Origin of the sequence: Scandinavium hiltneri, from assembly GCF_024764835.1 — a bacterium.
GTDB lineage: Bacteria > Pseudomonadota > Gammaproteobacteria > Enterobacterales > Enterobacteriaceae > Scandinavium > Scandinavium hiltneri.
In genome coordinates this window covers 1-26929 of record NZ_JALIGE010000073.1, presented here as the reverse complement: position 1 = coordinate 26929, position 26929 = coordinate 1, and the positions used below count along the sequence as shown (strand labels likewise).

Annotated in this window: 23 protein-coding genes and 2 pseudogenes; 14 read left to right on the top strand and 11 right to left on the bottom strand. The window is 52.1% G+C overall.

Annotated elements, in window-relative coordinates:
* Nucleotides 1-12: 12 nt before the first annotated feature.
* Both MUU47_RS10790 and MUU47_RS10785 read right to left on the bottom strand, forming a co-directional pair.
* Complete coding sequence (locus MUU47_RS10790) at nucleotides 13-1287, bottom strand: Glu/Leu/Phe/Val family dehydrogenase (RefSeq protein WP_258988205.1); 1275 nt, start codon at nucleotides 1285-1287, stop codon at nucleotides 13-15.
* Between the two features lie 327 nt (nucleotides 1288-1614).
* Nucleotides 1615-2235: a class I SAM-dependent methyltransferase gene (locus MUU47_RS10785; protein WP_258988204.1), complete on the bottom strand. Its 621-nt coding sequence runs from the start codon at nucleotides 2233-2235 to the stop codon at nucleotides 1615-1617.
* Between the two features lie 118 nt (nucleotides 2236-2353).
* On the opposite strand from MUU47_RS10785, the gene MUU47_RS10780 reads away from it, so the two are divergent.
* Nucleotides 2354-2791, top strand: a complete 438-nt coding sequence (locus MUU47_RS10780) for an RrF2 family transcriptional regulator (protein ID WP_258988203.1) — start codon at nucleotides 2354-2356, stop codon at nucleotides 2789-2791.
* On the opposite strand, the gene MUU47_RS10775 is transcribed toward MUU47_RS10780, so the two are convergent.
* The 3 genes from MUU47_RS10775 to fhuE all read right to left on the bottom strand — a co-directional run bounded on the left by MUU47_RS10775 (nucleotide 2792) and on the right by fhuE (nucleotide 6993).
* On the bottom strand, nucleotides 2792-3430 hold the full coding sequence (locus tag MUU47_RS10775; protein WP_258988202.1) for a TetR/AcrR family transcriptional regulator: 639 nt from the start codon (nucleotides 3428-3430) through the stop codon (nucleotides 2792-2794).
* 14 nt (nucleotides 3431-3444) lie between these two features.
* Nucleotides 3445-4644 carry a TCR/Tet family MFS transporter gene (locus tag MUU47_RS10770; RefSeq protein ID WP_258988201.1) on the bottom strand — a complete coding sequence of 400 codons (1200 nt, stop codon included), beginning with the start codon at nucleotides 4642-4644 and terminating at the stop codon, nucleotides 3445-3447.
* Nucleotides 4645-4821: 177 nt separating this feature from the next.
* Entirely contained in the window at nucleotides 4822-6993 is a 2172-nt protein-coding gene (gene fhuE, locus MUU47_RS10765; protein ID WP_258988200.1) for a ferric-rhodotorulic acid/ferric-coprogen receptor FhuE, read from the bottom strand.
* Nucleotides 6994-7303: 310 nt separating this feature from the next.
* Here fhuE and MUU47_RS10760 point away from each other — a divergent pair, with 310 nt between their 5' ends.
* Both MUU47_RS10760 and MUU47_RS10755 read left to right on the top strand, forming a co-directional pair.
* Nucleotides 7304-8359, top strand: a complete 1056-nt coding sequence (locus MUU47_RS10760; RefSeq protein WP_258988199.1) for a YncE family protein — start codon at nucleotides 7304-7306, stop codon at nucleotides 8357-8359.
* Between the two features lie 117 nt (nucleotides 8360-8476).
* The gene (locus MUU47_RS10755; RefSeq protein WP_258988198.1) at nucleotides 8477-9661 is read left to right on the top strand and encodes an aminotransferase-like domain-containing protein; all 1185 of its coding nucleotides are present in this window, start codon (nucleotides 8477-8479) and stop codon (nucleotides 9659-9661) included.
* Between the two features lie 45 nt (nucleotides 9662-9706).
* On the opposite strand, the gene MUU47_RS10750 is transcribed toward MUU47_RS10755, so the two are convergent.
* Nucleotides 9707-10054 (bottom strand): winged helix-turn-helix transcriptional regulator, encoded by a 348-nt coding sequence (locus MUU47_RS10750; protein ID WP_235033607.1) that lies wholly within the window; start codon nucleotides 10052-10054, stop codon nucleotides 9707-9709.
* A gap of 121 nt (nucleotides 10055-10175) precedes the next feature.
* Here MUU47_RS10750 and MUU47_RS10745 point away from each other — a divergent pair, with 121 nt between their 5' ends.
* The 5 genes from MUU47_RS10745 (at nucleotide 10176) to MUU47_RS10725 (ending at nucleotide 14902) form a co-directional block, all read left to right on the top strand.
* Nucleotides 10176-10922, top strand: coding sequence for an SDR family oxidoreductase (locus MUU47_RS10745; protein WP_258988196.1), 747 nt, complete (start codon nucleotides 10176-10178; stop codon nucleotides 10920-10922).
* A gap of 163 nt (nucleotides 10923-11085) precedes the next feature.
* On the top strand, nucleotides 11086-11769 hold the full coding sequence (gene msrA, locus MUU47_RS10740; RefSeq protein ID WP_374684746.1) for a peptide-methionine (S)-S-oxide reductase MsrA: 684 nt from the start codon (nucleotides 11086-11088) through the stop codon (nucleotides 11767-11769).
* Nucleotides 11770-11892: 123 nt separating this feature from the next.
* Nucleotides 11893-13452 carry an MltF family protein gene (locus MUU47_RS10735; RefSeq protein WP_258988195.1) on the top strand — a complete coding sequence of 520 codons (1560 nt, stop codon included), beginning with the start codon at nucleotides 11893-11895 and terminating at the stop codon, nucleotides 13450-13452.
* A 10-nt stretch (nucleotides 13453-13462) separates the two neighbouring features.
* A complete protein-coding gene (locus MUU47_RS10730) occupies nucleotides 13463-13816 on the top strand; it encodes a hypothetical protein (protein WP_258988194.1) in 354 nt (117 codons plus the stop codon).
* A gap of 192 nt (nucleotides 13817-14008) precedes the next feature.
* A complete protein-coding gene (locus MUU47_RS10725) occupies nucleotides 14009-14902 on the top strand; it encodes a LysR substrate-binding domain-containing protein (RefSeq protein ID WP_258988193.1) in 894 nt (297 codons plus the stop codon).
* On the opposite strand, the gene MUU47_RS10720 is transcribed toward MUU47_RS10725, so the two are convergent.
* Nucleotides 14892-15905, bottom strand: coding sequence for an amidohydrolase family protein (locus tag MUU47_RS10720; RefSeq protein ID WP_258988192.1), 1014 nt, complete (start codon nucleotides 15903-15905; stop codon nucleotides 14892-14894). The two genes, MUU47_RS10725 and MUU47_RS10720, sit on opposite strands and share 11 nt — an antisense overlap.
* A gap of 5 nt (nucleotides 15906-15910) precedes the next feature.
* On the bottom strand, nucleotides 15911-16714 hold the full coding sequence (locus MUU47_RS10715; RefSeq protein WP_258988191.1) for an alpha/beta fold hydrolase: 804 nt from the start codon (nucleotides 16712-16714) through the stop codon (nucleotides 15911-15913).
* A gap of 290 nt (nucleotides 16715-17004) precedes the next feature.
* On the opposite strand from MUU47_RS10715, the gene MUU47_RS10710 reads away from it, so the two are divergent.
* On the top strand, nucleotides 17005-17799 hold the full coding sequence (locus MUU47_RS10710; protein ID WP_258988190.1) for a MurR/RpiR family transcriptional regulator: 795 nt from the start codon (nucleotides 17005-17007) through the stop codon (nucleotides 17797-17799).
* A gap of 206 nt (nucleotides 17800-18005) precedes the next feature.
* Here the strand turns inward: MUU47_RS10710 and MUU47_RS10705 are convergent, their stop codons facing one another.
* Nucleotides 18006-18158 carry a hypothetical protein gene (locus MUU47_RS10705; protein WP_258988599.1) on the bottom strand — a complete coding sequence of 51 codons (153 nt, stop codon included), beginning with the start codon at nucleotides 18156-18158 and terminating at the stop codon, nucleotides 18006-18008.
* Here MUU47_RS10705 and MUU47_RS10700 point away from each other — a divergent pair.
* The 3 genes and pseudogenes from MUU47_RS10700 to nagE all read left to right on the top strand — a co-directional run.
* On the top strand, nucleotides 18099-19790 hold the full coding sequence (locus MUU47_RS10700; RefSeq protein WP_258988578.1) for an FAD-dependent oxidoreductase: 1692 nt from the start codon (nucleotides 18099-18101) through the stop codon (nucleotides 19788-19790). The two genes, MUU47_RS10705 and MUU47_RS10700, sit on opposite strands and share 60 nt — an antisense overlap.
* Nucleotides 19777-22644 (top strand): DMSO/selenate family reductase complex A subunit, encoded by a 2868-nt coding sequence (locus MUU47_RS10695; protein ID WP_258988189.1) that lies wholly within the window; start codon nucleotides 19777-19779, stop codon nucleotides 22642-22644. The genes MUU47_RS10700 and MUU47_RS10695 overlap by 14 nt, the downstream gene beginning before the upstream one ends.
* 187 nt (nucleotides 22645-22831) lie before the next feature.
* Nucleotides 22832-24229: pseudogene (nagE, locus tag MUU47_RS10690) on the top strand (N-acetylglucosamine-specific PTS transporter subunit IIBC); the annotation flags it as partial.
* Between the two features lie 106 nt (nucleotides 24230-24335).
* Here nagE and MUU47_RS10685 read toward each other — a convergent pair.
* Nucleotides 24336-25244, bottom strand: coding sequence for a LysR family transcriptional regulator (locus MUU47_RS10685; protein WP_258988188.1), 909 nt, complete (start codon nucleotides 25242-25244; stop codon nucleotides 24336-24338).
* A 171-nt stretch (nucleotides 25245-25415) separates the two neighbouring features.
* On the opposite strand from MUU47_RS10685, the gene MUU47_RS10680 reads away from it, so the two are divergent.
* The gene (locus MUU47_RS10680; protein ID WP_258988187.1) at nucleotides 25416-26168 is read left to right on the top strand and encodes an SDR family NAD(P)-dependent oxidoreductase; all 753 of its coding nucleotides are present in this window, start codon (nucleotides 25416-25418) and stop codon (nucleotides 26166-26168) included.
* 39 nt (nucleotides 26169-26207) lie between these two features.
* Nucleotides 26208-26543 carry a hypothetical protein gene (locus MUU47_RS10675; protein ID WP_258988186.1) on the top strand — a complete coding sequence of 112 codons (336 nt, stop codon included), beginning with the start codon at nucleotides 26208-26210 and terminating at the stop codon, nucleotides 26541-26543.
* On the opposite strand, the pseudogene MUU47_RS10670 reads toward MUU47_RS10675, so the two are convergent.
* Nucleotides 26526-26929: pseudogene (locus MUU47_RS10670) on the bottom strand (hypothetical protein); the annotation flags it as partial. The gene MUU47_RS10675 and the pseudogene MUU47_RS10670 sit on opposite strands and share 18 nt — an antisense overlap.

The following is a 26929-nucleotide window of genomic DNA, read 5'->3' as shown; positions in this document are numbered from 1 at the left end:
GTTTTTCAGACCTTAGCCTGGGTAGATACCACGATCTTTACGCGCCAGTAGAATGCGTTCACAGGCAACGATGTACGCGGCAGTACGCAGGGAGCAGGATTTTTCAGCTGCCTTTTCCCAGACGTGAACCATCGCGTCGGTCATGATTTTATCCATTCGCGCGTTAATTTCTTCTTCGCTCCAGAAGAAACTCGCCATGTCCTGAACCCATTCGAAGTAGCTGACGGTAACACCACCGGCGTTACAGATAACGTCCGGCACCACGATAATGCCACGGCTGGCGAGCATATCGTCGGCATCAGGATAGGTCGGGCCGTTCGCGCCTTCGAGGATCAGTTTGCATTTCAACGCTTCCGCGCGATGACGGGTAATCTGACCTTCCAGCGCGGCCGGGATCAGAATGTCCATCTCAACGTCCCAGAACGCTTCGCTGGCGATGGTTTCAGCCCCCGGGAAACCGGCGATCTGTTTGTGTTCAATCTGCCAGGCGGTGAGGGCGCTCATGTCGATGCCCATCGCATTGAACAGCGTGGCGGTGTGGTCCTGAATCGCTACCACACGCGCACCCGATTCGGCAAAGAGGCGAGCCGCTTCGCTGCCGACGTTACCGAAACCTTGCACCGCAACGCGAGCGCCTTCCACCGGAATGTTTGCCCGGCGCGCCACTTCACGGCCGCTGATCCACACGCCACGGCCGGTCGCTTTTTCACGTCCAAGGGAGCCGCCAAGGTGAATCGGTTTGCCGGTGACGACGCCGGTAATGGTGCTGCCGTGATTCATGGAGTAGGTGTCCATCATCCACGCCATTACTTTTCCATTGGTGCCTACGTCAGGGGCCGGAATGTCTTTTTGTGGCCCGATAATGATGCCGATTTCGCTGGTATAGCGACGGGTCAGACGCTCAAGTTCGCCTTCAGACAGGGCAAATGGGTCAACGCGAATGCCACCTTTTGCGCCGCCGTAAGGCAGGTTAAGCGCAGCACATTTGATGGTCATCCAGGCAGACAACGCCATCACTTCGTTCAGATCCACATCCGGGTGGTAGCGCACACCGCCTTTGCCCGGGCCGCGGGAGAGGTTGTGCTGCACCCGATAACCTTCGAAATGACGGATGGTGCCATCGTCCATCTGTACTGGAATATCGACAATCAGCGCACGTTTCGGATGACGAAGGGTATCCACCCAACGGGTCAGTTCGCCCAGGTAGGGCGCAACGCGCTCGATTTGTTGCAGGTAGGTATTCCAGGCAGATGTATTGCTATCTGAAGCGTAAGATAACTTATCCATGATGAACCTTAAGTATTGTAAGTAATATGTTCTTAATTAACCGTGGTCCATAGCGTTACTGACTATGTGAGTATAAATTTAACACTTTTTTAAAATTTAGCATCAGACGAAGCGCAGGAATGAGATGTTGTGGAAGTAATTTTTAACAGCAGATTTGAATAAATATCCATATAAAAAAGGCGCCAGAGCGCCTTTTGAAGCCTAAATTCATTCACTTTAAGTGCATAATAAGCGAAATGATCTATTTTCCAGAAGTATGACGCGCCTCTAAAAGTAAATATAATGATAATTAACTGTGTTGACTTTGTATCTTGGTGGCCCTGGAGCTCAGGACCGCTTCAGAACCAGCACAGTATCCAAAATCTCCCCGGTTTCGCCGTTTGGCCCCGTTGCCAGCCGTTCAATATTTCCGACGAAAATGATCTGCCATGCGTCATCGTCCAGCTGCAGTTCAGCCCGCGCTTCATCAGGCGTGGGGAAGGGGGACGGTCGATGATCCGACCACGAAGCCGCCGAGCCATGAGAGGTAATCAGCAGCACGCCGCCGCATGCAACAAGGGCTGCAGCCTTTCGCAAAACCCTCTGGCGACCAAAATCGACGGGCGATTCCAGAAACGACGCTGTAACCAGATCATATTCTCCCTCAGGAAACGTGAGCGATAGATCGTGCTGTTCGAAGCGAATGCTCTCTTCAACGTTATTTCGACGGGCATTGTCGGCGGCATAGGCGAGAGCTTGTTTAGCAATATCAACGGCGGTGACCTGCCAGCCGCGTTTCGCGAGCCAGACGGAATCATCGCCACGGCCGCATCCCAGTTCAAGGGCCCGACCCGGGGAAAGATCTTCGGTAAAGCGCACCAGCATGGTGCCCGGTTTGCCATTCGACACCGGCGAAATGTTAGCGTAGCGATCGTCCCAGAACTGCGCAGACGTTGGTGATGAGCTCATGGTTTTCTCCTGGAGCAGGGAAGGGATTTCATGTGACTTATAAAATCACATGACTTATCACCTTGTCAATCTCACGTAACATTGTAAGATACATGAAATCGTTTTCGCGGAGCCATCAATGCGCCAGGATAATAAGCTGTCACGAATGCTGCATGTGCTGCTGCACATGGCCAGACACAACGAAGCGTTCACCTCAGAGCAAATCGCGCATATGCTCGGAAGCAATAGCGCCGTCGTCAGACGCACGCTGGCAGGGCTGCGGGATGCCGGTTTTGTGGCGTCCGAGAAGGGGCATCACGGCGGTTGGCGTATTGCGAAAGACCTCAATGAAATAACACTACTGGATATATATCAGGGGGTCGGGGTAAAGCAGCTTTTTGCCATTGGCAGCGGGGATGAGCATCCGAATTGCGCGGTCGAAGCCGCCGTAAATGAAGAGCTCGGAAGCGTGCTGGCAGAAGCGGAACAAAAGCTGTTGGCGAAGTTTGCGGATATCACGCTGGCGAACCTTGCCGAGCGCTTTGATAAACGCGCCTCGGCGGGTTCGGAAGGCTAATCAGACGTAAGGCGTTCCGGCTAATGCCGCTTTGAGCCCGGCGGCACCTTTATCAACCAGTTTCAGAAAGGTCGCGGCGGCCCGGGTAGCGTCGAGAGATTGCGCAAATTCCTCATGGGCGCTGATGAGCGCCGTACTCCAGCAGGCCAGCTGTAGCGCAGCCGCAAGCCGCGCATCTGCATCTACATCTTCACGTCCCGCACAGTGCGCAAGCTCGGCGGCCACGCCGTTTGCTACTTCATCCCGAATCGCTCTGGCCCGCGCTTTTAGCGTGTCACTGCCTTTAATGATTGCAATGAACCCCTGGCTGGCGTCGGAAAACTGCAAGAAAGGGCGATCTTCAGCAATCAGTCGATGAGCCAACAGGCGCAATGATTCAATGGGGGATTCAGCGTCCTTGCGCTGACGCAGCGCGTCGGCCACCGTTTGGCGAATCTCATCGTCTCGGTCGAAAAACATATCTTCTTTGCGGGGGAAATGGTTAAACACCGTCATTCTTCCGACGTCTGCCGCCGATGCGATTTCATCAATGGTGACGTTATCAAACCCTTTTTCTGCAAACAGTCCGGTCGCGGCGTAAGAGATATTGCGGCGCGTTTCCAGACGCTTTCTGGCACGACGGTCGGTAACTTCAGACATGGTTTCTCCTTTAATTACGCAGCATCAGTGGATTCAGCGGCAACGTTTTTACGCGTGCCCAGAATAATTAACGGCACCGCGATCGCGTACACCACAACCACTGATAGCCAGATGGCACCTGGCCAGCTTTGCTGTACGACAAAATAGAATGACGAAAAGCCGAGCGGGGCGATAATCGACGCCAGGCTGATGGCTGACCCCAGCACGCCCTGGAACTGACCCTGACGATCCGCATCGACCTGCCGGGTGGCTAGCGCCTGTAACGCCGGAGCACCAATCCCGCCCAGCGCAAACAGCGGCATTATCGCGAACACCACCCAGCCTTCACGGGTAAAGGCCAGGATCACCAGCGCACAACAGGAGCAGGCGACCCCCACCAGAACCGCACCCCGTTCACCAAAAAGACGGGTCGCAGGGCCGGGTAAAAACGCCTGAACCAGCGTCTGACACACGCCAAACGCGCCTAGCGACAGGCCAATCCACATGCCGTTCCAGGCGAAAGTGTCCGAGCCCCACAGCGCCCAACAGGTACCGTATACTTCACCGGTGGCGCTAAGAATGAAGAAGACCAGCACCAGCGGCATCAGCTTTTTCATTGAGAAGACCCAACGCAGCGGTTGGAGAGGATTAAGCGCGGAAAGTTTCAGTGAACGATGCGCCGGAACTCGCGATTCTGGCAATACAAACAGCGCCATCAGCAGGTTACAGGTGTTAAGCACTGCGGCCACCAGAAACGGCAGGCGAATCCAGGTATCGCCCAGCACGCCGCCTAACACTGGGCCAATAATAAAGCCGATGCCAAACATGGCGTTGAACAGGCCAAAACGACGCGCGCGCTGTTCAGGTTTTGAAATATCGGTGATGTAGGCGGTGGCGACGGAAATGTTGGCGCTGGTCAGCCCGGCAATCGCACGGCCAACAAACAGCATCCAAAGATGAGGCGCGAACGCCATCACGATATAGTTGATAGCCGCGCCGGCAAGGGAGATGAGCAGCACCGGTCGACGACCAATGTTATCGCTTAACGCGCCCAGCATTGGAGCGAAAACAAACTGCATCGCGGCATACAGCGCCGTCATGATGCCAATATACGGTGCGATGTGGGTGGTGTGCGCCACGTCTTCCAGCAGACGTGGAAGAATAGGGAAGATAAGACCAATGCCCACCGCATCGAGACAGATTGTTGTGAAGATAACAATCAGGGATTTATTCATAGTGATTCTCTGATAGGGAAAGTAGTGTACTGAATATAAAAATGTACCGAGTACACATTTAGTCTGCGCGATCGCCGATAACTTGTCAACGACAGCGACGGAAAGGAGTAGGACGGAACAGGCGAGAGCGGCTTAAGACTGCAAAAAGAAGCCCCGGCGAGCGCCAGGGCGAGAACATCAGAAGGTATAGCCTACGCTGACGGAGACATTCCGCGGTTCGCCGTACACCGCCGAGTCGCCAAGCCAGCTGTAATAGCTGCGGTCAAAGAGGTTGTTAACATTAGCCTGGACGGCGACCTGTTTGCTGACCTGATATCGGGCAAACAGGCTCGCCAGCGGGAAGCTTCCCTGATAAACACGCTGCGTTTCGCCGTCTGGCCCGACTGCATCCTGGAAGGTTTTATTCTGCCAGGTCATCCCACCGCCGATGGTCAGGTCTGCAAGCGTGGGCACCTGATAACGGGTGAACAGCTTGAAGGTGGTCTGCGGCATATTACTGTTAAACCGGCCTTCAGAATCCCGCGCCACATAACGCGTCGCGCCGAATGTCATCTGCAAGTTATCCGTCAGGGCACCGTTTAATTCAAATTCCGCACCTTTGCTGACGGCGCCTTTCGCCGGACGATAGGCCTGCTCACTGCTGCCATTCACAAATTCACCTTCCACTTCCTGCCCGACGTTTTCTTGTTCGATGCGGAAAATCGCGAAAGTAGCCGTCAGTCTGCCGTTGAACCAGTCGGATTTGAGCCCCGTTTCGTAGTTTTTCCCGGTAATCGGTGAAAGATACTGGCCGCTTGAGTCGCGTTTGGTTTGCGGCTGGAAGATAGAGGTGTAACTGGCATACGCTGACCAGGCGTCATCGATGTCATACACCAAACCGCCGTATGGCGTAATGTTGTTTTTGCTCATGTCACCGCTGCTGCCGATGGTGCTCCACTGGGTGTAGCGCGCCCCCAGGATCAGCGACAGCGGATCGGCAAGAGACAGGCGGGCTGCGGTGTAAGCCGATTTCTGTCTTACGATGTCATCGGCGTTCTGATACCAGTCACCCCATTGCGGATCGACCACATTGCCAGTCCAGCCATTGTTGAAGATACCCATTTGTTCGCTATCCAACGGGCCATCGGCGCTAAAAGTTGAATTATGCTGACGGCTGTAACTCACGCCGGCCACCAGCTGATGCTGACGACCCAGCAGTTCAAACGGGCCACTGGCGTAGGTGTCGATGGAGTCCAGATGACGTTCGCCGCGGTCTTTACTGCCAAAACCGGTGGTCCCTTCGCCGGTGGTTTCGTCCGGATTGCCCATCACATAAAGCAGCTTGTCGTTAAACGTTTGCTCCGCGTGCGTGCCGTTCACGCGGAAGATCCAGCCGTTGTCGAAGGTGTGAGTCAGATTGGCAAAGACTTTGCGCGAATTCAGGTTATATCGCGTCCAGTCGGCGGCACTGTTCAGGCTGCGATCGTAATCGGTACGCTTGCCGTTGCTGTACCACGTTGGCAGACCACCCCAGGTCGGGTTATCAGTGTTGCTTTCCTGATAGTCATAACCCAATGAGAGCAGGGTGCTGTCGGTTACGTCGGCATCAATAACGCCGTATAAGAATTTTTTGGTCTTATGGTACCTGTCGAGCCAGCCGTCCTGGTCCTGATAACCGGCAATCACACGGGCACGCACAGAACCTTCCTGATTGAGCGGGGCAGAGAGATCGGCCACGTAGCGCTGATCGTTCCAGCTGCCGTAGCTGGCGCTCAGATTGCCGGTAAATGTTTTGCTGTCGGCATGTTTGCGTACCATATTCACCGACGCCGCCGGGCTTCCTGCGCCGGTCATCAAGCCCGTGGCACCGCGAACCACTTCTATTCTGTCATAAATCGCCGTATCAGATGCCGCATCGCCGTAGTTCCACACGTCGCTAACGGAGGTGGGGATATCATCATAGGTGTAATTACTGATTTCAAATCCGCGTGAGAAGTAGGTCGAGCGCTCGCTGTCTACCACCTGCGCTGAAATACCGGTGGTGTTCGTCAGTACATCACCGACATTTTCCAGATCCTGATCCTTCATGCGCTGCTCGGTGATCACGCTGAAAGACTGGGGTAAATCACGCGGCGCAAGCTGCATTTTGGTGCCCGCATGAGTCGATTTCACGTTGTAATCATGCGTTTCGTCGCTGTCCGTACCGCTGCTGCCTTCGACGATCATCGTTTGTTCGCTCTCAGGACTGGCAGAAAGCGCCTGAGGTGAATAGAGCAGGGCATGGATAGCTGACGCAAGCAGTGAAACGGTCATTAACTTTTTGCCAGACGTGCGGGGGCCGCCGCTGGCTTCCTTGCAGATAAAAAACATAAAGGTTCCTGTCAGAATTATTGTTATGTGAAGCGTTGTCGTTTCTGTGGATGTCCTGGCTCTCTCATGGCCCGGTACGTGAAAAGCGGAGAACGACTTAATAAGAATGGTAATAATAATTATTTGCTTTTGCGTCGTCGCGCAAGAGTTTAACTCTATGTGTAACAATTTGTGAATCAGCAACCGACTGATAACCCTGTTTTTCAATGGGTTTACAGAAATAACGCAAATGCTTATGATTCTCATTAATATAAAAGCCACACCGATTTTCCCATTTTGGGCAGGGTTCTTTCCTATTACGGAGTTTCAGATGCAATTTCCCTTCGCGCAGTACAAAACAACAATCGCCCTTGCGATGACCGCGGCTTTCAGCCTGTCGACCTTTAACGTTCAGGCGCAAACTGCGGTGACTGGCGTGTCGGAAAAGGTGGTAGGCGATGGACTGTATGAAATGGTGTATTTGCCAGAAACAAAGGCCCTGTACGTCGCCAGCGCACAGGGTTTTAAAGATGTAAACGGCGGGGCGTTATATCGTCTTGATCCGGCTACGCTGAAAAAAACCGGTGAGACCTTTACCGATTACAAAAACTTCGGCATGACGATGGATCCTGGTGGGACGCTGTTTTACACCACCAACACGCTGGACGGTGGGGTATCGAAAGTGGATGCCGCAAGCGGAAAAGTGCTGCAACGACTGATGTTTGAAGGCAAAGACAAAGACGGCGACCCGGTGGGGGCGCGAGAAATCTTCTGGCACAACGGCATGCTGTTTATCGGCGGTGTCGCGGACCCAGGTTTTATTTCGGTCGTCGACGCAAACACCATGACGCTAAAACATCGGATTGAAAATGCCGGCAAATGGGTCACTGGCATTATCTATTCCCCGGTCACTCAGCGTATCTATGCAGCCAACGGGGGCGGGGAAATTCTCACGATCAATCCGGAAACCTACAAAATAGAACAGCGCTGGACGCCAGGCGACGGAAAAACGTATTTATTCCTGAACATGGCGGAAGACGCCAAAACCGGTCGGCTGTTCGTGACTGACGATTCCAAAGCCAAAGTGACGCTGGTCATTGATGAACGGACTGGCAAGGTGCTTAAACGCATTGAAGGTGATGCGTTAGGGATTAAATTTAATGATAAGCGCAACGAAATTTATATCAGCCAGCGTGAATCGAAGAAAGTACTGCAGCTGGACGCCACCACTTATGCCGTGAAACACCGTTGGTCTTTTGACAGTCATCCAAATAGCCTGCTTATCTCGCCGGATGGACAGTCGCTGTATGTAACGGTCAAGCAGGAATTTAATGAAGACAACACCACCAAAGGCCCGGATAGCGTGGTGCGTATTGCACTGAACTGAGTCTGTTGCGCATAAAAACCACGCCTGGCGTGGTTTTTTGCTTTTGGCTGCTAAAGGCATTGCTTATTCGTTTGGGTGCTATGTATATTTTAGGTGAATAAAAACGAGAGAAAAAACATGAGCAAGAGCAATCACCTCGCAGACCGCATCCAACAGCTTCAACCTTCCGCCATTCGTGAACTGTTAAAACACAGTAAAATGCCAGGCGTTATTTCACTGGCTGGCGGCATCCCGTCGGGAGAATTATTCGATAAAGAAGGGCTTATTCAGGCCACGCAGCTCGTCGTCGAAGAGAACTTCGGTGAGGCGTTCCAGTACGGTTTAACAGAAGGGACCGTCGAATTACGCGATCATTTGGTCGGGCTGTGTAAATCTCGTGGAATTGACACCACGGCTGATCGTCTGCTGGTCACTTCGGGTTCTCAGCAGGCGCTGGATTTGCTGATCCGTTCGCTTGCTAATCCGGGCGATGTGTTTGTTGTGGAGCGACCAACGTATCTGGCGACCCTGCAAATTCTCAGCCTGACCAACGCCACCGTGCAGTCGGTCGGCAGCGACGCGGACGGGATGCTCGTCGATGAGCTCGAAACGCTGCTGCACACGACGCGCATCAAAGCGGTCTACATTGTGCCGACCTTCGGTAACCCGAGTGGGACTACGCTGAGCGCCGAACGTCGTGAAAAACTGGTCAAACTGGCGATTAAACACGACTTTGTGATCATCGAAGACGACCCGTATGGCGCCATCAGCTTTACCGAAGAACGTCAGAAAACCCTGATCCAGACCGCCGCCGAACTGGGCGACCATGACAGCGTGGTCTACACGTCGACGTTCTCGAAAATTCTGGCACCGGGCCTGCGTGTAGGCTGGATTATTCTGCCGGAATGGATGAAGCAGAAAGTGGCGATTGTGAAGCAGGCGACCGATCTTCATGCCAACTCATTTACCCAATCCCTGGTGGCGGCGTATCTGACCCTGAATCGCCTTGACCCGCAAATCGCGCTGATCCGTGATGCCTATAAGCAAAAATGCCTGGCGCTGTCGCGCTTCCTGAAAGAGGAACTCGGCGATCACATCACCTTTAATCAGCCGCAGGGCGGTATGTTCCTGTGGGCGCAGTTCCGGTATGACTTCGACACCACAAAATGGCTGAAGCAGACGCTGGAAAAAGGCGTGGTTTACGTGCCGGGCGAATTCTTCTTTAGCGATAATGCGGATAAGAAAACGCTGCGTTTCTCTTACGCGACCGCCACCGAAGAGCAACTGTACGAAGCCGTTAAACGTCTTAAATCTGCACTGTAATTTTCGCATGTTTCGCCCGGTGGTGCTCTGCTGCCGGGCTAATCTTCACCTCATCGCGGCGGCATTCTCCCGCATCCATTCTGCCAATGAATCCAGCGTCGGGCGCAGTGATTTCCCGAGTGCGGTAATCTGATATTCCACACGCGGCGGCACTTCGGCAAATACCTCTCTGGTCAACAACCCGCGCGCTTCAAACTGGCGCAGCTGGCGCGTGAGCTCTTTTTGGGTGATAGGGTCGACCGCGCGCTGTAATTCGCTGAATCGGACCGGCTCATCAATCAGGATCAGCCGATAGAGGATAGGGATCGCCCATTTTCCGGCAATCAGGTTTACAAAACCAACCATCGGACAATCCGACCCTGCGGTTGGCACCAGGTAAATATTTTTTGTCATGCGGACTCCCGTCGTTCGTCAATGCATTCCATGGCGTGCCTTAGTATCCAAAAGGTGCCTACTATCTAAAAGATACTATAGCGCAAATAATAGCGTCACCAGCTAAATATGAGGTGACATAATGGGCAGACTTAACGGCAAATACGCATTAATTACCGGCGGCACCAGCGGGATTGGGCTGGAAACAGCTCGCCAGTTCCTGGAGGAAGGTGCGACGGTGGCGATAACCGGACGCAGCGAATCAGGCCTACTGGCCGCGAGGGAGCTGCTCGGTGAAAATGTACTGATTCTCAAAAGCGATGCGGGCGATTTAGGCCAACAACAACAGTTGGCCGGTGCATTACGCGAACAGTGGCCACGGCTGGATATCCTTTTCGCTAACGCCGGTGATGTCACGCATCAGTCGCTTGAGGCGTGGGATGAACACACATATGACCGTCTGATGAGCACCAATCTCAAAGGGCCGTTCTTCCTCATCCAGGCGCTGTTACCGATGCTGGCGAATCCGTCATCGGTGATTGTCTGCGGGTCAGTGAGCGCCCGGATTGGCTTACCGCAGAGCAGCGTTTACGCCGCCAGTAAAGCGGCGATTCTGTCACTGGCACGCACGTTGTCGGGTGAGCTTCATCCGCGTGGGATCCGCGTCAACGGCTTAAGCCCTGGCCCAACAGAAACTCCGGCACTGGGTAAACTGGGCAACGGCGTGGCTGAGGAAAAACTGCGCGAGGATATCCGTCAACTGGTGCCGATTGGGCGTTTAGGCACCTCGTCTGAACTGGCAAAAGCCGCGGTATTTCTGGCCTCCGATGAATCTGCGTATATCGTTGGGACCGATTTACTGGTTGATGGCGGCGTAGGGAATCTATAACACCTTCCAGCGCTCTCCTTCGCGGAGGGCGCTTCCCGCAGTTATCACAAAAATGTGAATATTCCGCGAGGATCCCGTAACCCATTCCCCGCTACAGTCAGGACATCACCTCCACGTTGTCCTTGCTGAGGCTTCAACTCGTTTGACTAAAAGGGGAAAGATGATGAGTAAATTTACATGTCTCCGGATCGCCGCAGCCATGACCGCCACGCTGTTTTTGTCAGGCACAAGTTGGGCTCAATCCTTAAACGTACCGCCACCTGCTCAGGATGAAGCGCCCTCAGGTCAGGGACTTGAAACGGCCATTTTTGCGGGCGGCTGTTTTTGGGGCGTGCAGGGCGTTTTCCAGCATATCAAAGGCGTGACCAGCGCGGTTTCCGGGTATGCGGGCGGCAAGGCCAGAACCGCAAATTACCCGACGGTCAGCAGCGGAATGACCGGCCATGCGGAGTCGGTCCGCGTGACCTTCGATCCGCAAAAAATCACTTACGGACAGCTATTACAGGTTTTCTTCTCAGTGGCGCATGACCCAACTGAACTCAACAAACAGGGGCCGGATTACGGCACGCAGTACCGCAGCGCGTTGTTTGTGCAGAGCGCCAGTCAGGAAAAAGTGGCGAAGGCGTACATCGCCCAACTGAACGCCGCGCACACGTTCAGTGACCCGGTGGTGACTACTGTCGAAGATAAAGTGCAATTCTATCCGGCGGAGAAATATCACCAAAACTTTCTCAACGACAATCCTGATTATCCCTACATCGCGATTAACGACATTCCAAAAGTCCAGCAGTTGAAAGCTGACTTCCCGACGCTGTGGCAAACCACGCCAGTGCTGGTTAAAGAGTAGGGCGCAAGCGACTGAATACCCTCGCCACGGATGGCAGTGCGCGGGATGTTCACCCTTTATTCTTACGCCTGTCGTCGGGAAATTGACTAAAATAGAGTGATGCACCGCGCGGAGTGCCGCTCCATGAATGCATCATTTTCATATCCCTTCACTGCCGCCAATTTGATTGGCCTTGCCGCTTTATTGTTCGTTACCGCTGCGTTTGCGACGCCGGTAAAAGATGGCCACGATAAAGCCCTGAGTGTCAGCATGGAAGACATACAGCAGCCCTGGGTCGGTGATTTGCAGGGCATGTACGATCGTCGGGTGATCCGCGTGCTGACAACCTACAGCAAAACCTTCTACTTCATCGACAAAGGCACCCAACGCGGCGTGACCCACGATGCATTTATGGCGTTCGAGCGCGACCTGAACAACAAGTTGATGAAGGATAAACAGCTCAAACATCGCCACCTGAAGGTGCGCATTATCTTTGTGCCGGTGACCCGCGAGCAGCTCTTTAGCGCCCTGAACGAGGGGAAAGGGGATATCGTCGCCGCAAATCTGACCATCACCCCCGATCGCATGAAGCTTGCCTCCTTCACCGATCCGGTTTATGCCAATGTGCAAGAACTGCTGCTGTCCGGGCCGGATTCACCTAAGGTAGAAAACCTTGAACAGCTGTCAGGCAAAACCGTTTTTGTCCGTTATTCATCCAGTTATTACGAAAGCCTTAAGACGCTGAATGCACACTTCGCAAAACAATCCTTACCCCCGGTCACGCTACAACCCGCACCTGAAGCCCTTGAGGATGAAGACCTGATTGAAATGCTCAATGCCGGGTTGATCCCGCTGATTGTGGTCGACAGGCATAAAGCACTTTTCTGGAAACAGGTATTCCCCAACATTGAGGTACATGAAAATATCGTCCTTCGCGATCACGCTAATATTGCCTGGGGCGTGCGTAAGAGTAATCCCCAACTGCTGGCTGTATTAAATGGCTTTGTGCGTGAAAATAAAGTGGGGAGCACATTCGGAAATATACTGTTAATACGATACTTAAAGAACGCTAAATACGTGAAAAGTGCGACCTCCGAAGCGGAACGGCGGAAGTTTCTAACCTTGATAGATATCTTCAGAAAATACGGTGAACGCTACAACGTGGACTGGTTGCTGATGATTGCCCAAGGGTATCAGGAATCCCGGCTGAATCAGAAGGTACGCAGCCCGGTCGGGGCGATTGGTGTGATGCAGGTGATGCCGAAAACCGGGAAAGAACTGAACGTCGGCGATATTCGCAATCTGGACCCCAACATTAACGCCGGGGTCAAATATATGCGCTGGATGATCGACCAGTATTACGGCAATGAGCCAATGACCCCGCTTGATAAAGTGCTGTTCTCGTTTGCCTCGTATAACGCCGGTCCCGCCCGAATCGCACGCTTACGCACAGAAACTCAAAAGCGCGGCTTCGACCCTAATGTCTGGTTTGGTAACGTTGAGAATCTGGCCGCCGAAAAAATTGGCGCTGAAACCGTCACCTACGTCAGCAATATTTATAAATACTACATTGCATATCGATTGGTTATTGATGAACTGGCCCGCAAACAGAAAGCGGTGGAGCAATCTAAAAGTAAGACTACACTGGAAAAAGCAGTGCCTGTCCCACAGAAAAAACCTGAAAAACCCGTCAGCAATAATTGAGGCATTAATAATGATAAAAATGGTCTGCGCCTTCGCGATTGCAGGGTTCATGGTGTCCGGTTGTTCCTCCTCCAAATCTACGACGTCAGAGGAAGCACAATATCAACGCGTGCTGGCGGCAGCTCACGGCTGCGCAGAAGAGGTCAAAGAGAAAACCATCGCGCTGGTCGCCAATGGCGCACCGACTCGCATGCGCTGGACGACGGCAAACTACGTGACCCAAGATGCCACGGGTAAAGAACAGCGTCGCGCTGTTGAGTACCGAACCTCAACTATTCTGGACAACGGTTCAGAGGGCAGTGCCTGGAAGAAATGCATGCAGGACGACGATGCTTTAGTGCCGGAGCTGACGTTTACTCGCTAAAATCGCCAGCTGTTAACCATCGGGAAAGGGTCGCCAATCGGCGGTAGCGCTTCTCTGTATTTTCACCTTTAGGCTGAACCTGGCAGCACGGACAATGCGCGTTTGACTAGATTCAGTTTGGCCCCGAAAGCAGTTAAACTAAAATATATAGAGATAACTGATCTATCAATTTTATTGATTTATGGGGTGAACATGGATTTACGACACCTGAAATATTTTCTGGCCGTTGCTGAAGAACAGCATTTTGGCCGGGCGGCCGAACGGCTCAATATTGTTCAGCCCGCATTGAGTATGCAGATAAAAGCCCTTGAAGCCGAACTGGGCGGCCCGTTGCTGATTCGTACCAGTCGTCGGGTCGAACTGACCGATGCCGGTAAGCTGTTGCAGGCGGAAGCCATACGCACGCTGGAGCATATGGAACATACTCGCCTTGCTGTGGAGCGTTCCATTCGCGGTGAAACGGGCAGGGTACGCGTCGGGTTTGCCGGTAATGCCGTATTCAGCGGCAGGCTGATGCAGGATGTGCGCTCTTTTCATCAGGCGTATCCGGATGCCGAGATAATTTGTCAGGAACTGGCCCCACAACTGCAAAATGAGGCTATCCAGAACGGCACGCTCGATGTGGGCTATATGCCTGACTACTATCCGGATCATGACTCAGCCCTGGTTTATGAATCGGTAGGTGAATGGGGGCGAGTCGTGGTCATGTCCGGTGAACATCCTCTTGCCGAGAAAGAGATCCTGACCGTCGAGATGCTGGCCAATGAACCGTTGATCATGTATTCCATCAATGACGCGGATTCACAGCTGGATATACAACTGCAAAAGCTGCTTGGCGATTCGTTGAATATCGCCCTGCGGATTTCCAGCTCACTGAGCGTGCTTGCCATGGCCGGGGCGGGACTGGGGATCGCGCTGGTCCCTGCGCCGTTAGCGCAGGTGGCGATCCCGGGCGTGGTGTATCGGGTGCTTGATTCGAAATCGCTGTCAGCGAATCTGATGCTGGTCAGTCGTAAAGACGAACCCAGCGCCGCCGTGCTTGCCTACCTCAACCACACCCGAAAACACGGCCTGTTTACAGGTTGAACAACTTCTCGGCGTTGCCGTGGGCGATTTTTTCCTTATCGCTCAGAGAAATTGGCGCATTTTCCAGGAATGCCCGCGCCCCCTGATTATTCAGGTACGGGTAATCCACCGCATACATAATGCGATCGGCCCCAACAACCTGATGGATAAACTGGAAATGCGGCAGGTCGAACATGCCGCTTGGCGTGACGTAGACCTGCTGTTTAAACGTTTCGGCCAAAGTGCGAGGCAAGCCGCTGATAGATGGCGGGATCATTTCATCCAGACGCGCCAGGAAAAATGGCACCATTTCACCCCAGTGTCCTGAAATCACCTGCAGCGCAGGGTAACGTTCAAAGACACCTGCCAACATCATACGCACCAGCTGCACGCCAGGTTCACAATGCCAGCCCCAGCCGAACAGTGAGAATCGCGCGCTGACGTCCGGGTCAAATCCAGAATAGTAAGCTTGTTGCACCACTGGCAGCGGCACGCCCGGATGGAGATAAAGCGGCACATTTAAATCAGCCGCGGCAGCCAGCACTGGCGCATAGCGCGGGTCGTCGAGGAAAGTGTCGCCAGGACGGCCAGTGAGTAACGCCCCCTTGAAACCCAGCGTCTCAACGCAGCGTTTTAGCTCATCGGCCGCAGCCTGTGGATCGGACCAGGGCAGAGTGGCAAAGGCGCCAAAGCGGGTTGGGTGTGCGTTGACCATCACGGCAAGTTTATCGTTGGCATCACGGGTTAACGGGATGGCTTCTGCCGGGGCCAGCAGCTGTGGCGAGTTACTGTAGGACAGGATTTGCATGTCGATGCCGTTGGCATCCATGTCCGCTATCCGATCTTCTCCGCACTCCTGGGCCAGTCGCATGGCGGTTGCGGCGCCAGCCAGACGGGTGTCCGGGGCATCTTTGGACTGGCGAGCCCAGTCTCCAAAGTAGGGAGCTTCAATGCTTTGCGCTTTATGACAAGCCTGGGACAACGCAGGATCGGAAACGTGTTCTTCAATACTGATGATTTTCATTATGTTTATTTCCTCAGTGAAATCAGGATTTGATGCAATTCATTGGCGAACTGCGCCGGGTCAGTGGCATAGCTCAGGTGATGACCGCTGACTTCAATACACGGGCAGGGTAATTTTCGGGCCAGCTCCCGGGCAGTCAGAGCATAAAACGCATCACCGCTGGCACGGCCCCGGGCGGTAACCATCGGTACCGCGCCGTTACGAAGCACAGCCAGGTCAGGGACAAAACGATTGATGACGTTGAATTCGTGTGAAAGGAAGCGATCAAATGCACTGCCCTGGTCACCCGGAGCGTTGGCGTGCAAGTCGAGACCGACGAATGACGAACCGAACAACTTCATCGCCTCGGCACCGCCGTCGGCTTTATAAGTGTTGTACACGCGGTTGAAAAAATCGCGCCAGGATGTGGCTTCCGGCTCCGGCAAAAAATCAGTAATCGGCGGTTCATGGTCGACCAGGCCGCGTACCAGTTGCGGGTGATCTTGCGTCAGTTTCAGTGCAATATTAGCACCCGCGCTGTTGCCGAATACAAACGCTTGTTCCGTGCCCATCGCACGAATGACAGCTGCCGCATCACGACCCTGTTGCGCCATATCCAGTTCGGCCAGGGTGTCGCCAGTGCTGCGGAAATTAGCACGACGGTCGTAACGCACCACGGTATAGCGGTCAGAAAGCTGTGCGGATAAGGCAGTGAAACGGCGGCTGTCACCATTGCCCCCGACAACCAGCAGCAATAACGGCCCCTGGCCTTCAACGTCATAAGCGATGTCAGCGCCTTCGGAATGAACAGTAGCGGAATTGCGTTGCATGGTGATTCTCCGGAAGGAATGTGGGTCAAAGTGTCGTCCATAATAGTGATAAAATCCAATAGCGATATTTTACTGATCTATCAATTTTTATGATTGTTTGAAGGGCTGCCTTTCAGGCAACCGCTTAAACTCGGGCCGTTCCCGGCGCAGTAAATTCGCTGCTGAATTCTTTTCCTGGAACTGTTACGTTATGCCTTTGTTTCACGCGTCGTTAATCGCCTCGGTAACGGGCGCCCTTGTCAGGGCTCAGAGTAAGACACTGTTGGGGGCTGAAAACAGGGTTAAGCATTATGGATGCAATAAAAGAATTATCAATTTCCTACTATAAACTAACCAAAACTGAACGCATTCTGGCCAAGAAAATAATTAAAAAACCATCGGTCATTGTCGAAAGCTCCATTTCTCAAGCGGCTGAAAACTATGATGTCTCCGTCGCCTCGATACAGCGTATCGCCAAAAAAATCGGTTATTCTGGCTACAGTGAATTTAAATTCGCACTCTCCAGTGAACTGAAAAAACAACAAGATGCAGGGCTCAAGGCCAATAACCCGATGAGCCAGATTATCGATGGTTATAAAGAGCGCATAGAGTTTCTCAGAGATGAAAAATATTATGAATCCGCCCGGCGTATAAAAAACCTTATCCAGCAGGCCAGTAATTTATATATTGTCGGGCTGGGTGGATCCTTTTATGTCGCTGGCTATTTAGAGCATATGTTGTTCTATGGCACCCGTTCTGCGCATGTTATCAGTGAGCAAGAGCGTTTTAATTATCTGGATGAAATCGTCACTGAGGGCGATGTTATTATTATTTTTTCCATCTCCGGCGCCGAAGCCATTCTTAAAGAGTATGAGAAAGACAGCTTCAGAAACAAAGGTGCGCGACTGGTCCTGATAACGATGAACGAGGAGACCACCGCCAGTACGATGGTCGACGATATGGTGGTATTACCCAGAGTGCCGCTGGTCGTAAATGGCGCGAATGAACAAGATATTTTTATCGATAATAACTCTATCTATATGATGTATATCCATATTCTATTATTTGTTTTTCAGGTGGAAAAGATAACAGACGCGCCCCGTTAACTGTCACCGTCATTTCTGTATTCAGACTGAATACGATGGATAATAAACACCCTCACTCGTAACATATCAGATACCAATAAGTTACCATTCTATTACATATAAAATTATTTCGATTTCATAAATGATAAATTTATCAATCTGGCATTCACTTCATTCATTCCGAGTGATAACTTCGCGCATATCTCAAACAATAATTGATAAATATATCAGACGGTATGACAACTCTCGGATTTACCTTCAGGCCAGACGACTGCACGGGGTGTAAAGCGTGCCAGGTAGCATGCAAAGACAAAAATGCGTTGCCTGCGGGCCATTTTTTCCGCCGGGTTGAGGCGTTCAAACTGGACGGTCAGATCCACACATACTCCGGGGCATGCAACCACTGCGCCCAGCCAGGCTGTGTTGATGGATGCCCGACCGGCGCGCTGTATAAGGCCGCGGATGGCACCGTGCAACATCACGCGGGTAAATGTATCGGTTGTGGGGCCTGTATATGGAACTGTCCTTACGGTGTACCTTTCCTTAGTCCGACGACGGGGATCTCACAAAAATGCGATACCTGTGCCGATCTGCGCCGCGCCGGGCAACAGCCAGCCTGTGTCCAGGCCTGCATCACGCATTGTCTTCATTTTGGGGAGATTGGCGAGGATGCAATAACTCCGGTGTTCCTGCCAGATAACGACGTCACTACGCCAGCATTACGGATCCTGCCGGGCAAACGGCAGCAGGCGAAACAGGTACAGATCTCTACACGCTACCGTAATGACACCCACGAAACCTTTCTGGTCTTAGGGGGGGGCGTGGCGGCGTTAAGTGCGGCGGAAGCCATTCGCCAGCGAAACCAAACTGCGAAGATTATTCTCATCAGTGCGGAAAATGCGTTGCCTTACAGCCGTCCGATGCTCAGCAAAGCGCCACTGCGTGGGTTCAAACCGCAGCCGTTTCAGATTCAGGACGCGAGCTGGTATGCACAACACAAAATAGAGGTGTGGCTGGAAACCGGGGTTCAGGCTCTCCGACCTGCCGCGCGACAGGTTTGTCTGCATGACGGACGCGTCATTGACTACAGTCGATGTATCTATGCGCTGGGCGCGCAGAGTTATATCCCGCCAATAGCCGGTGTAGCACTGGACGGTGTGTTTTCAATTCGCACTCTGGAGGATATTTCCTCGCTGCGCCGCTGGCTTATACAGCCCCGGAGAGCGGTATTGATTGGTGGGGGCGTGATTGGGCTGGAAATCGCGCTGGAGCTGAAAAAATATGGGTGCGATGTAACCGTTCTGGAATCGGCTCCAATGCTGATGGGGCGTGTGCTGGACGATGACTCATCTCGCCAGTTAGCCGCACAACTGGAGGCAAAAGATATTGCCGTTCATACCGGCATCACAATTGATACGTTGTGCGGTGATTCCAGGGTGTCAGGCGTGAAACTCAATGACGGGCGCACCGTAGGGGCAGATCTCGTTATCGTCACCTGCGGCATACAGCCCAACAGCTCGCTGGCTCAACAAGCCGGTGTCGAAACGCGACGAGGCATTGTGGTCGATGACAACATGCAGACAAATTTCCCGGGGCTTTACGCCTGCGGAGATTGTGCCGAGTGGCAAGGTACAAATCTCGCGGTATGGAGTGAAGCCATGGAACAGGGCCGCGTAGCGGGGGCCAATGCCGCAGGCGACCCTGAGCGATATCATTCAGTGCCCGCCGCCGTATTAATGAATGGTGCCATTGCCCTGTATGCCGAAGGCGATACCGGGAAAAGCCCCGACGTGGAGCAGCAAGTCTTCACATCGACTCATGCATCACGTGCTGCGTTCCTTGTGAATCCTCTCTCTGCGCAGCACTGTGTCGAACGTTATTTCTTTAAAAATGACACTCTCGTCGGCGGTGTGCTGTCAGGCGATCTGACACAGATGCGCATCTTAAGCCAGTCAATTAAAGACAAACTCACTAAACGGACTTTCCTGGAGAAAATAAATGCAGCCAGATAACAAACAAACGCGTTGGGTGGGTTTTTCTCTCTGTGAAGCATTTTGTCTTTCCTTCACTGACTGGCAACAGAGTCTGATTAACGCCCGGCCACGGACGCCAGAGACCCGATGTCTGGTCGACAATATTGTCGCGACGAGCGAGAGCGCTGAACTGCAGCAGGATTATGAAGCGCTCTTTTATGGCACTCGCTGGAATGTTCAGGTGCCTTTATGGGCTTCAGCAGCCTGCGGACAACCGGTCCTGCTGAATGAAACCACGCTTGCGGTTATCCATTTTTATCATCTGTGGGGACACACGCCGCCAGAGCTTGATGGTAATCCGGCGGATTTTATCGGTAACCAGTTCCATTTCCTGGGTTATCTTGACGCCGCAAGGCGGTATCACCAGCAACAACAGGATGGCCGAGCGCGGGAGATATCTCGGGCGATAGAGGATTTCACGCAGCAGTTTTTACTGGATACCCTGACGGCGATGGCCGCGAGCGCCAGAGCCGCACATCTGCATCCTGCCATTATTGACTTTATCACCCTGATGGAAATGTTTGTCTTATCAGGATCTGACATTGATATTGATTTTCCGGCCGCGTTTCTTCCGCCTGAGCATCCTTTGCTGCCGGCAATTGAAAATCCCCCCAGAAAAATGATCCATACCGCAGGAGTGAATAATTGCGGTGGCCGCTGTGTGATTAATGCTTATGAACAACAGGGCTGCATTCTTGAGATTGGCACTGACTGCGGACGACGTACCCCGCAGCTGCGGGCCTGCGTGCGCGGGCGGGGCTATCGTCATACATTTTTAAATACTCAGCGGTTGCGTTATCCAATGAAGCGGGTTGGCCGGCGAGGAGAAGGGCGCTTCAGCCGAATTTCCTGGGATGAAGCGATAGGTCTGATAGCCTCTGAGTGGCGACGTATTACCGATAAATATGGTCCGGCGTCCCGTTATCCGCAGGCCAGTTCCGGCAATGAGGGGGGATTGCGTGGCGACAGCATGATGCAGCGTCTGATGAATTTAGACGGCGGGCATCTGGGGCGTTACAACAATTACAGTTCCGCCTGTGTCCATTACATCATGCCGTACGTTTACGGTGATAACCGGGGATCCAGTGCGATTGAAGATGTGCTGAACACTCAATACCTGCTGCTGTGGGGGCATAATCCGGCGGAAACGCTGTTCGGAACAGAACGAAATTACGCCCTGACGCAACTGAAACAGCGAGGGGTTCGCATTGTCGTCATCGATCCCCGCCAAAGTGATACGGCGCTGGCTTATGCCAACGAGTGGATTGGGATCCGACCTTCCACTGACTCCGCGCTGGCGGATGGCATGGCGTATGTCATCTGGACCGAGGGTCTGTATGACAAAGCGTTTATCGATAAATTCTGTGTTGGCATGGATGAAGAGCACATGCCTGCCAATATTCCGCCGCATGAAAGCTATGTCAGCTATTTGCTTGGGCATAAAGATGGGGTCGCGAAAACACCGGAATGGGCAGCGGCAATCTGCGGTGTGGACAGGGAAACCATCAAACGACTGGCCCGTGAATACGCAACCGCAAAACCCGCGTGTTTAATGCCGGGTCTGGGGATACAGCGCACCGGCAATGGAGAGCAGACGGTTCGTAGCCTGGCGCTGCTGGCCTGCCTGACAGGGAACGTCGGAGTTGCGGGCGGTGGGGCCGCAGGCGGGCTTGAAACCGGTCGACATCCTGAGATCAACTTTCCAAAAGGTGAAAATCCGTATCCCGGTAAGATACCGTGTTTTTTATGGAGTCGCGCGGTAGAACATGGCGAAGAGATGACGTCCGCCAAAGATGGCATTACCGGTGTTGAACGGTTAACCACCGGTATTAAGATGCTGGTCAACATTGGCGGGAATTTATTGGTCAACCAGCATGCCGACGTCAATGACTCGCTACGGATCCTCAACGATGAAAGCCGGTGCGAATTCATCTTGTGTGCAGACATCTTTATGACCTCCAGTGCCCGGTGTGCCGATATTCTTCTACCCGCACCGTCATTCCTTGAAATGGATAACTTTTCGCATTCGTGGCTGTATGGCGATTATATTTTATCTAATAACAAAGTCAGAGCGCCACTGTTTGAAAGCCGTCCGGAATGGGACTGGATCCACGAACTGGCCGGATTGCTGGGACATGGTGAAAAATTTGCTGAGGGCAAGCCGACGATGGAAGCATGGCGGCGCTTTTTATATGAGCAATTACGTTCCCAAAACAGAGAACTTCCCGAGTGGGCAGAATTTATTGAAGAAGGTGGGTATCGTTTTCCGCCCGTTACCCCTTACGTTGCCTATCAGGAACAGCGCCAACACCCGGATAAGTCCCCGTTTAATACGCCATCAGGGAAAATAGAGATATTTTCTAACCGCATTTATGCACTGGGCGACCCGCATTCTCGCCCGGCGATCCCAAAATATGTAGCTTGCCACGAAGGTGCCGAAGATCCATTGCGCCAGACTTATCCGCTGCAATTATTAGGCTGGCATACCAAGAGACGTGCGCACTCGGTGCATGATAATAATCCGTTATTAGAAGAAGTAGAGCCACAGCGACTCTGGATTAATCCGCAAGATGCTGCGGTACGGAATATTAATGACGGGGATACGGTCCTTATTTTTAATGCCAGAGGGACAATACGTGTGCCAGCGCATGTGACCACTCGGGTGATTAAAGGGGTTGTCGGGCTGCCACAAGGGGCCTGGTACACGCCAGACACGCAGGGGGTTGATATCAGAGGCTGCATTAATACTCTGACATCCACCGCGCATCCAACGCCGTTTGCCAAAGGTAACCCTCAACATACTAATTTGGTTGAGGTGCGCGCAGACAGATAAAATGCATATAAAAGACCCGCCCTTTATTATTTGAAATAATATATCGCATCACATCGCCCAGTCTATTTAACCACTGGGTGACATGCTTTTATTTATTATTGGCTCCATCAGCAACAAGATTGTAAACAATACACCTTCATTTATTAACTCACAAAGAATATTCGTTGATGACGGATCAGGAGAACATGTGAATATCTTAGGTTTTTTTCAAAGACTCGGGCGCTCGCTACAATTACCGATCGCCGTACTTCCGGTGGCAGCACTATTATTGCGGTTCGGCCAACCAGACCTGCTTAACATGCCTTTTATTGCCGAGGCAGGGGGAGGGATTTTTGGCAACCTGGCATTGATTTTTGCCATCGGCGTGGCCTCCAGTTGGTCTAAGGATAATGCCGGGTCGGCGGCGTTAGCAGGGGCGATCGGTTATTTCATCCTGACGAAAGCGATGACCACTATCAACCCGGAGATCAATATGGGTGTTCTGGCGGGTATCATTACGGGCCTGATTGGCGGGATGGCCTATAACCGCTGGTCCGGGATAACGCTGCCTAATTTCCTCAGTTTCTTCGGCGGAAAACGTTTTGTTCCCATTGTAACCGGCTGCATTTGTATCCTGCTGGCGGGGGTGTTCGGTTATATCTGGCCACCGGTACAAAATGCTATTCACGCCGGAGGGGAATGGATCGTGGGTGAGGGGGCTTTAGGCGCGGGTATTTTTGGCTTTATCAACCGCTTGCTGATCCCACTGGGTCTGCATCAGGTGATTAACACCATCGCCTGGTTCCAGATTGGCGAATTCACCAATGCCGCAGGGGCGATTTTCCACGGTGATATTAACCGGTTTTATGCTGGCGATGGCACGGCGGGCATGTTTATGTCCGGTTTCTTCCCGGTCACGATGTTCGGGTTACCAGGCGCTGCGCTGGCAATGTACCTGGCAGCACCAAAGGAACGTCGCACGATGGTCGGTGGGGCGCTATTATCGGTTGCCCTGACGGCATTCCTGACCGGAGTGACAGAGCCGGTAGAGTTCCTGTTTATGTTCCTGGCACCGTTGCTGTATCTGGTGCATGCGATACTGACCGGCATCAGTCTGTATATTGCGACGACATTAGGGATCCATGCTGGCTTCTCGTTTTCGCCCAGCGCGCTGGATTATCTGTTGATGTATAACCTGCCCGCGGCCAGTCACAACGTCTGGATGCTGCTGGTCATGGGCGTCATTTTCTTCGCAATCTATTTCGTATTGTTCACCGTCATCATCCGCATGTTTGATCTTAAAACACCTGGTCGGGAAGATACCGTTATCACCAGCGAAAAGAGCGAATTGAAGAGCGCAGCAGTCGATGATTTACCGCAGCTGGCGCAGCGTTATCTGGACGTACTGGGTGGCGCAGCCAACCTGACCAGTATCGATGCCTGTATTTCACGATTACGTTTGCAGGTGAAGGACTCATCTGTGGTGAATGAGGCGGACTGTAAGCTTTTAGGGGCATCGGGCGTGGTTCGTTTGAACAAGCAAAGCCTGCAAGTCGTGGTGGGAACGCAGGCTGAGTCGCTGGCGGACGCGATGAAAAAATTGTTAGGGTAAAGCTCATGAATAAGATTGTGGTTCAGACCGCGCAACAAACGAGCCTGAACCACAATCTACATCAATTCAGCCACAACGCGTTTGTGGGGAACTCCGTTATTCAATTCACGGATTCATTATCAACGCGAATTGCTGAAATTAATGCTTTCAGTGCGGCTGGCATTTGCCGGTGACCGGAAAAATAAAGACAGAAGCCGGGGACGGTCGGCGACCAGTCAGCCAGGACGCGTATCAGGCGGCCAGCAGCCACATGTTGCCGATTTTTTTCGCAGTCAGGTGCATACACCAAGCCAATTCCTTGTAGCGCAATATCAGTCATCATATCGACCGTATCAAGTACCAGCGGGCCGTGTACCGGTATCGCAACGTGCTTGCCGTCTTTGAAAAATTCCCATCTATACAGATTACCACTGGCGATTTCACGCCTGCCAATACACAAATGTTGTTGTAAATCTTGTGGCGTCTGAGGCAGAGGAAAACGATGAAAATAATCGGGCGAGCCATACACTGCGGCAGTGAGATCCTGAGTAATCCGTACCACATTCATATCCTGTGGAATATGAGAGCGTAATCGGATACCGACATCAAAACCCTCTTTAATAATATCGACAAAACTATCATTGAGCGAAATCTCCAGCGTGATATCGGGAAAGTTACGACAGAAATCCTGAAACATTGGCTCTAAGACCATCTGATAGGCAATGCGTGAAGAATTGATCCGCAGCCTGCCGTGGGGATGTTGGCGAAAGGCATTTACGTCTTCGACTGCTTCCGCAATGGTCGAAAATGCAGGGGCAATTTTTTCCAGTAATGCCAATCCCGCAGCGGTAGGTGAAACGGTACGGGTGGTGCGATTAAGCAGTCTGACACCGAGTCGTTCTTCCAGTGACCTTAGGGAATGGCTGAGAGTTGAGGATGTCAGATTAAGTCGCGCAGCGGCTCGTCGGAAACTTCGCTCCTCGGCAACTGCGACAAATGCCGTCAGTTCTCCCAGCTCATTGGTACGCATATTGGTTGTCCTATTAATGAATATAAGCCATCAGTACATGTGATATAGCATGGCTTATTTTAACCAATAAAGCATCTTATAGTGGGTTAATCAGCTTTCAGAAGACTCGTCATATTCGGAAAGCTTAATCTCACACGACAACCTTCAGACGTAATAAGGATTAAACACATTATGAAAACTTTCACCGATAAAGTGGTACTGATTACCGGCGGGACTTCTGGTATTGGTCGGGAAACTGCTCTGGCCTTTGCCAAAGAAGGGGCCAACGTTGCCGTGGTGGGGCGACGGGAGACTGAGGGAAAAGAAACAGTCGATCTCATTGAACAGGCGGGCGGCAAAGGTCTCTTTATACAGACTGATATTTCTGACGAGGAAGCGATTGCTTTCTCAGTTACGCGAACGATTGAAGTGTTTGGTGGCTTACATTTTGCTTTCAACAACGCAGGAATTTTTCTCCCGCCAGCCCCCATTACTGAAACGTCATCTGATGCCATTGACCGCATTTTGACAGTCAATGTGCGTGGGACTGCACTTTGTATGAAGCACCAAATCCCTGCGATAATGAAAAGTGGCGGCGGTGGCATCGTCAATACCGCCTCCTTCCTGGGTATCAGGGCCTTTCCGGGATCGGCAATATATAACGCCAGCAAGTTTGCCGTTATCGGACTGACCAAATCTGCGGCCGTTGAGTTTGCTTCACAGGGCGTACGGATCAATGCGGTGTGTCCGGGCGTGATCGACACGCCCATGAACGAAGAGATGCGGGCAGAAGAAAGCGGTCGTGATTTTCTCAATAACCTGCAACCGATGAAACGTACTGGGCATCCGGAAGAAATTGCAGGTGCGGTTATTTATTTGTGTTCTCCAGGTGCAGGATTTATTACGGGCACCACGCTCAGTGTTGATGGGGGGATCACGATTTAGGTTTTAGGGCGCCTTTAGATGAACAGGGCTTCCCTCAAAATGAAGGATCTGCAGATAAGGATGCCATTTATAGAAGGAACGATCCCTAATAAATTAGAAACAATGATGGGGGTGAAAAACCTGTACCATAAAGATTTCATGATAGGAGACCCGAAGCCGGCAAACTTTATAAAAAAGGCAACTGGCGAGGTGGCCCCAATAGATTTTGGGCTTGTCTTTTTAAAAGGAAATATTCGCGATATACATATGGAGGTAAAAAGAGAAATAGTTAAGGACTATATTAAAGGCGGGCACAGTTTTATACCGCAGGAAATAAAAAAAGAATATACAACTGCCATTTTCAGTTTATATCCAGCCTCAGCGCAGATAACCTGACACGGTCACACCTTTATAACCTTTAAAGTATTGCTTGCCTTTGCTTGTCATATAACACCTCGCCAGCATTTTATGCCAGAGAATGAATGACCTTGTACGTTGATGTGTTTTGGTATCCTGAATGGTTGGATGCCTTCCATTTCCAATGTATCCCACCTCATAATAACGGGGCTTCATCAGTAAGGTTACGCGCTCCTCTTCTGAGGACGGGAATACACAATCCGAAACCGCACCTGATTTAATATGCGTACCATAGACTTCTTTAACTATGCCGCTATCTTTAAATTTAACAACATAATATCCACGTCTTGATTTATCTTCTGAACGACCAAGAATGGAGCACTCACCATTATGCTTTGTTGCAAACACTGCTCCGGGAAACAATG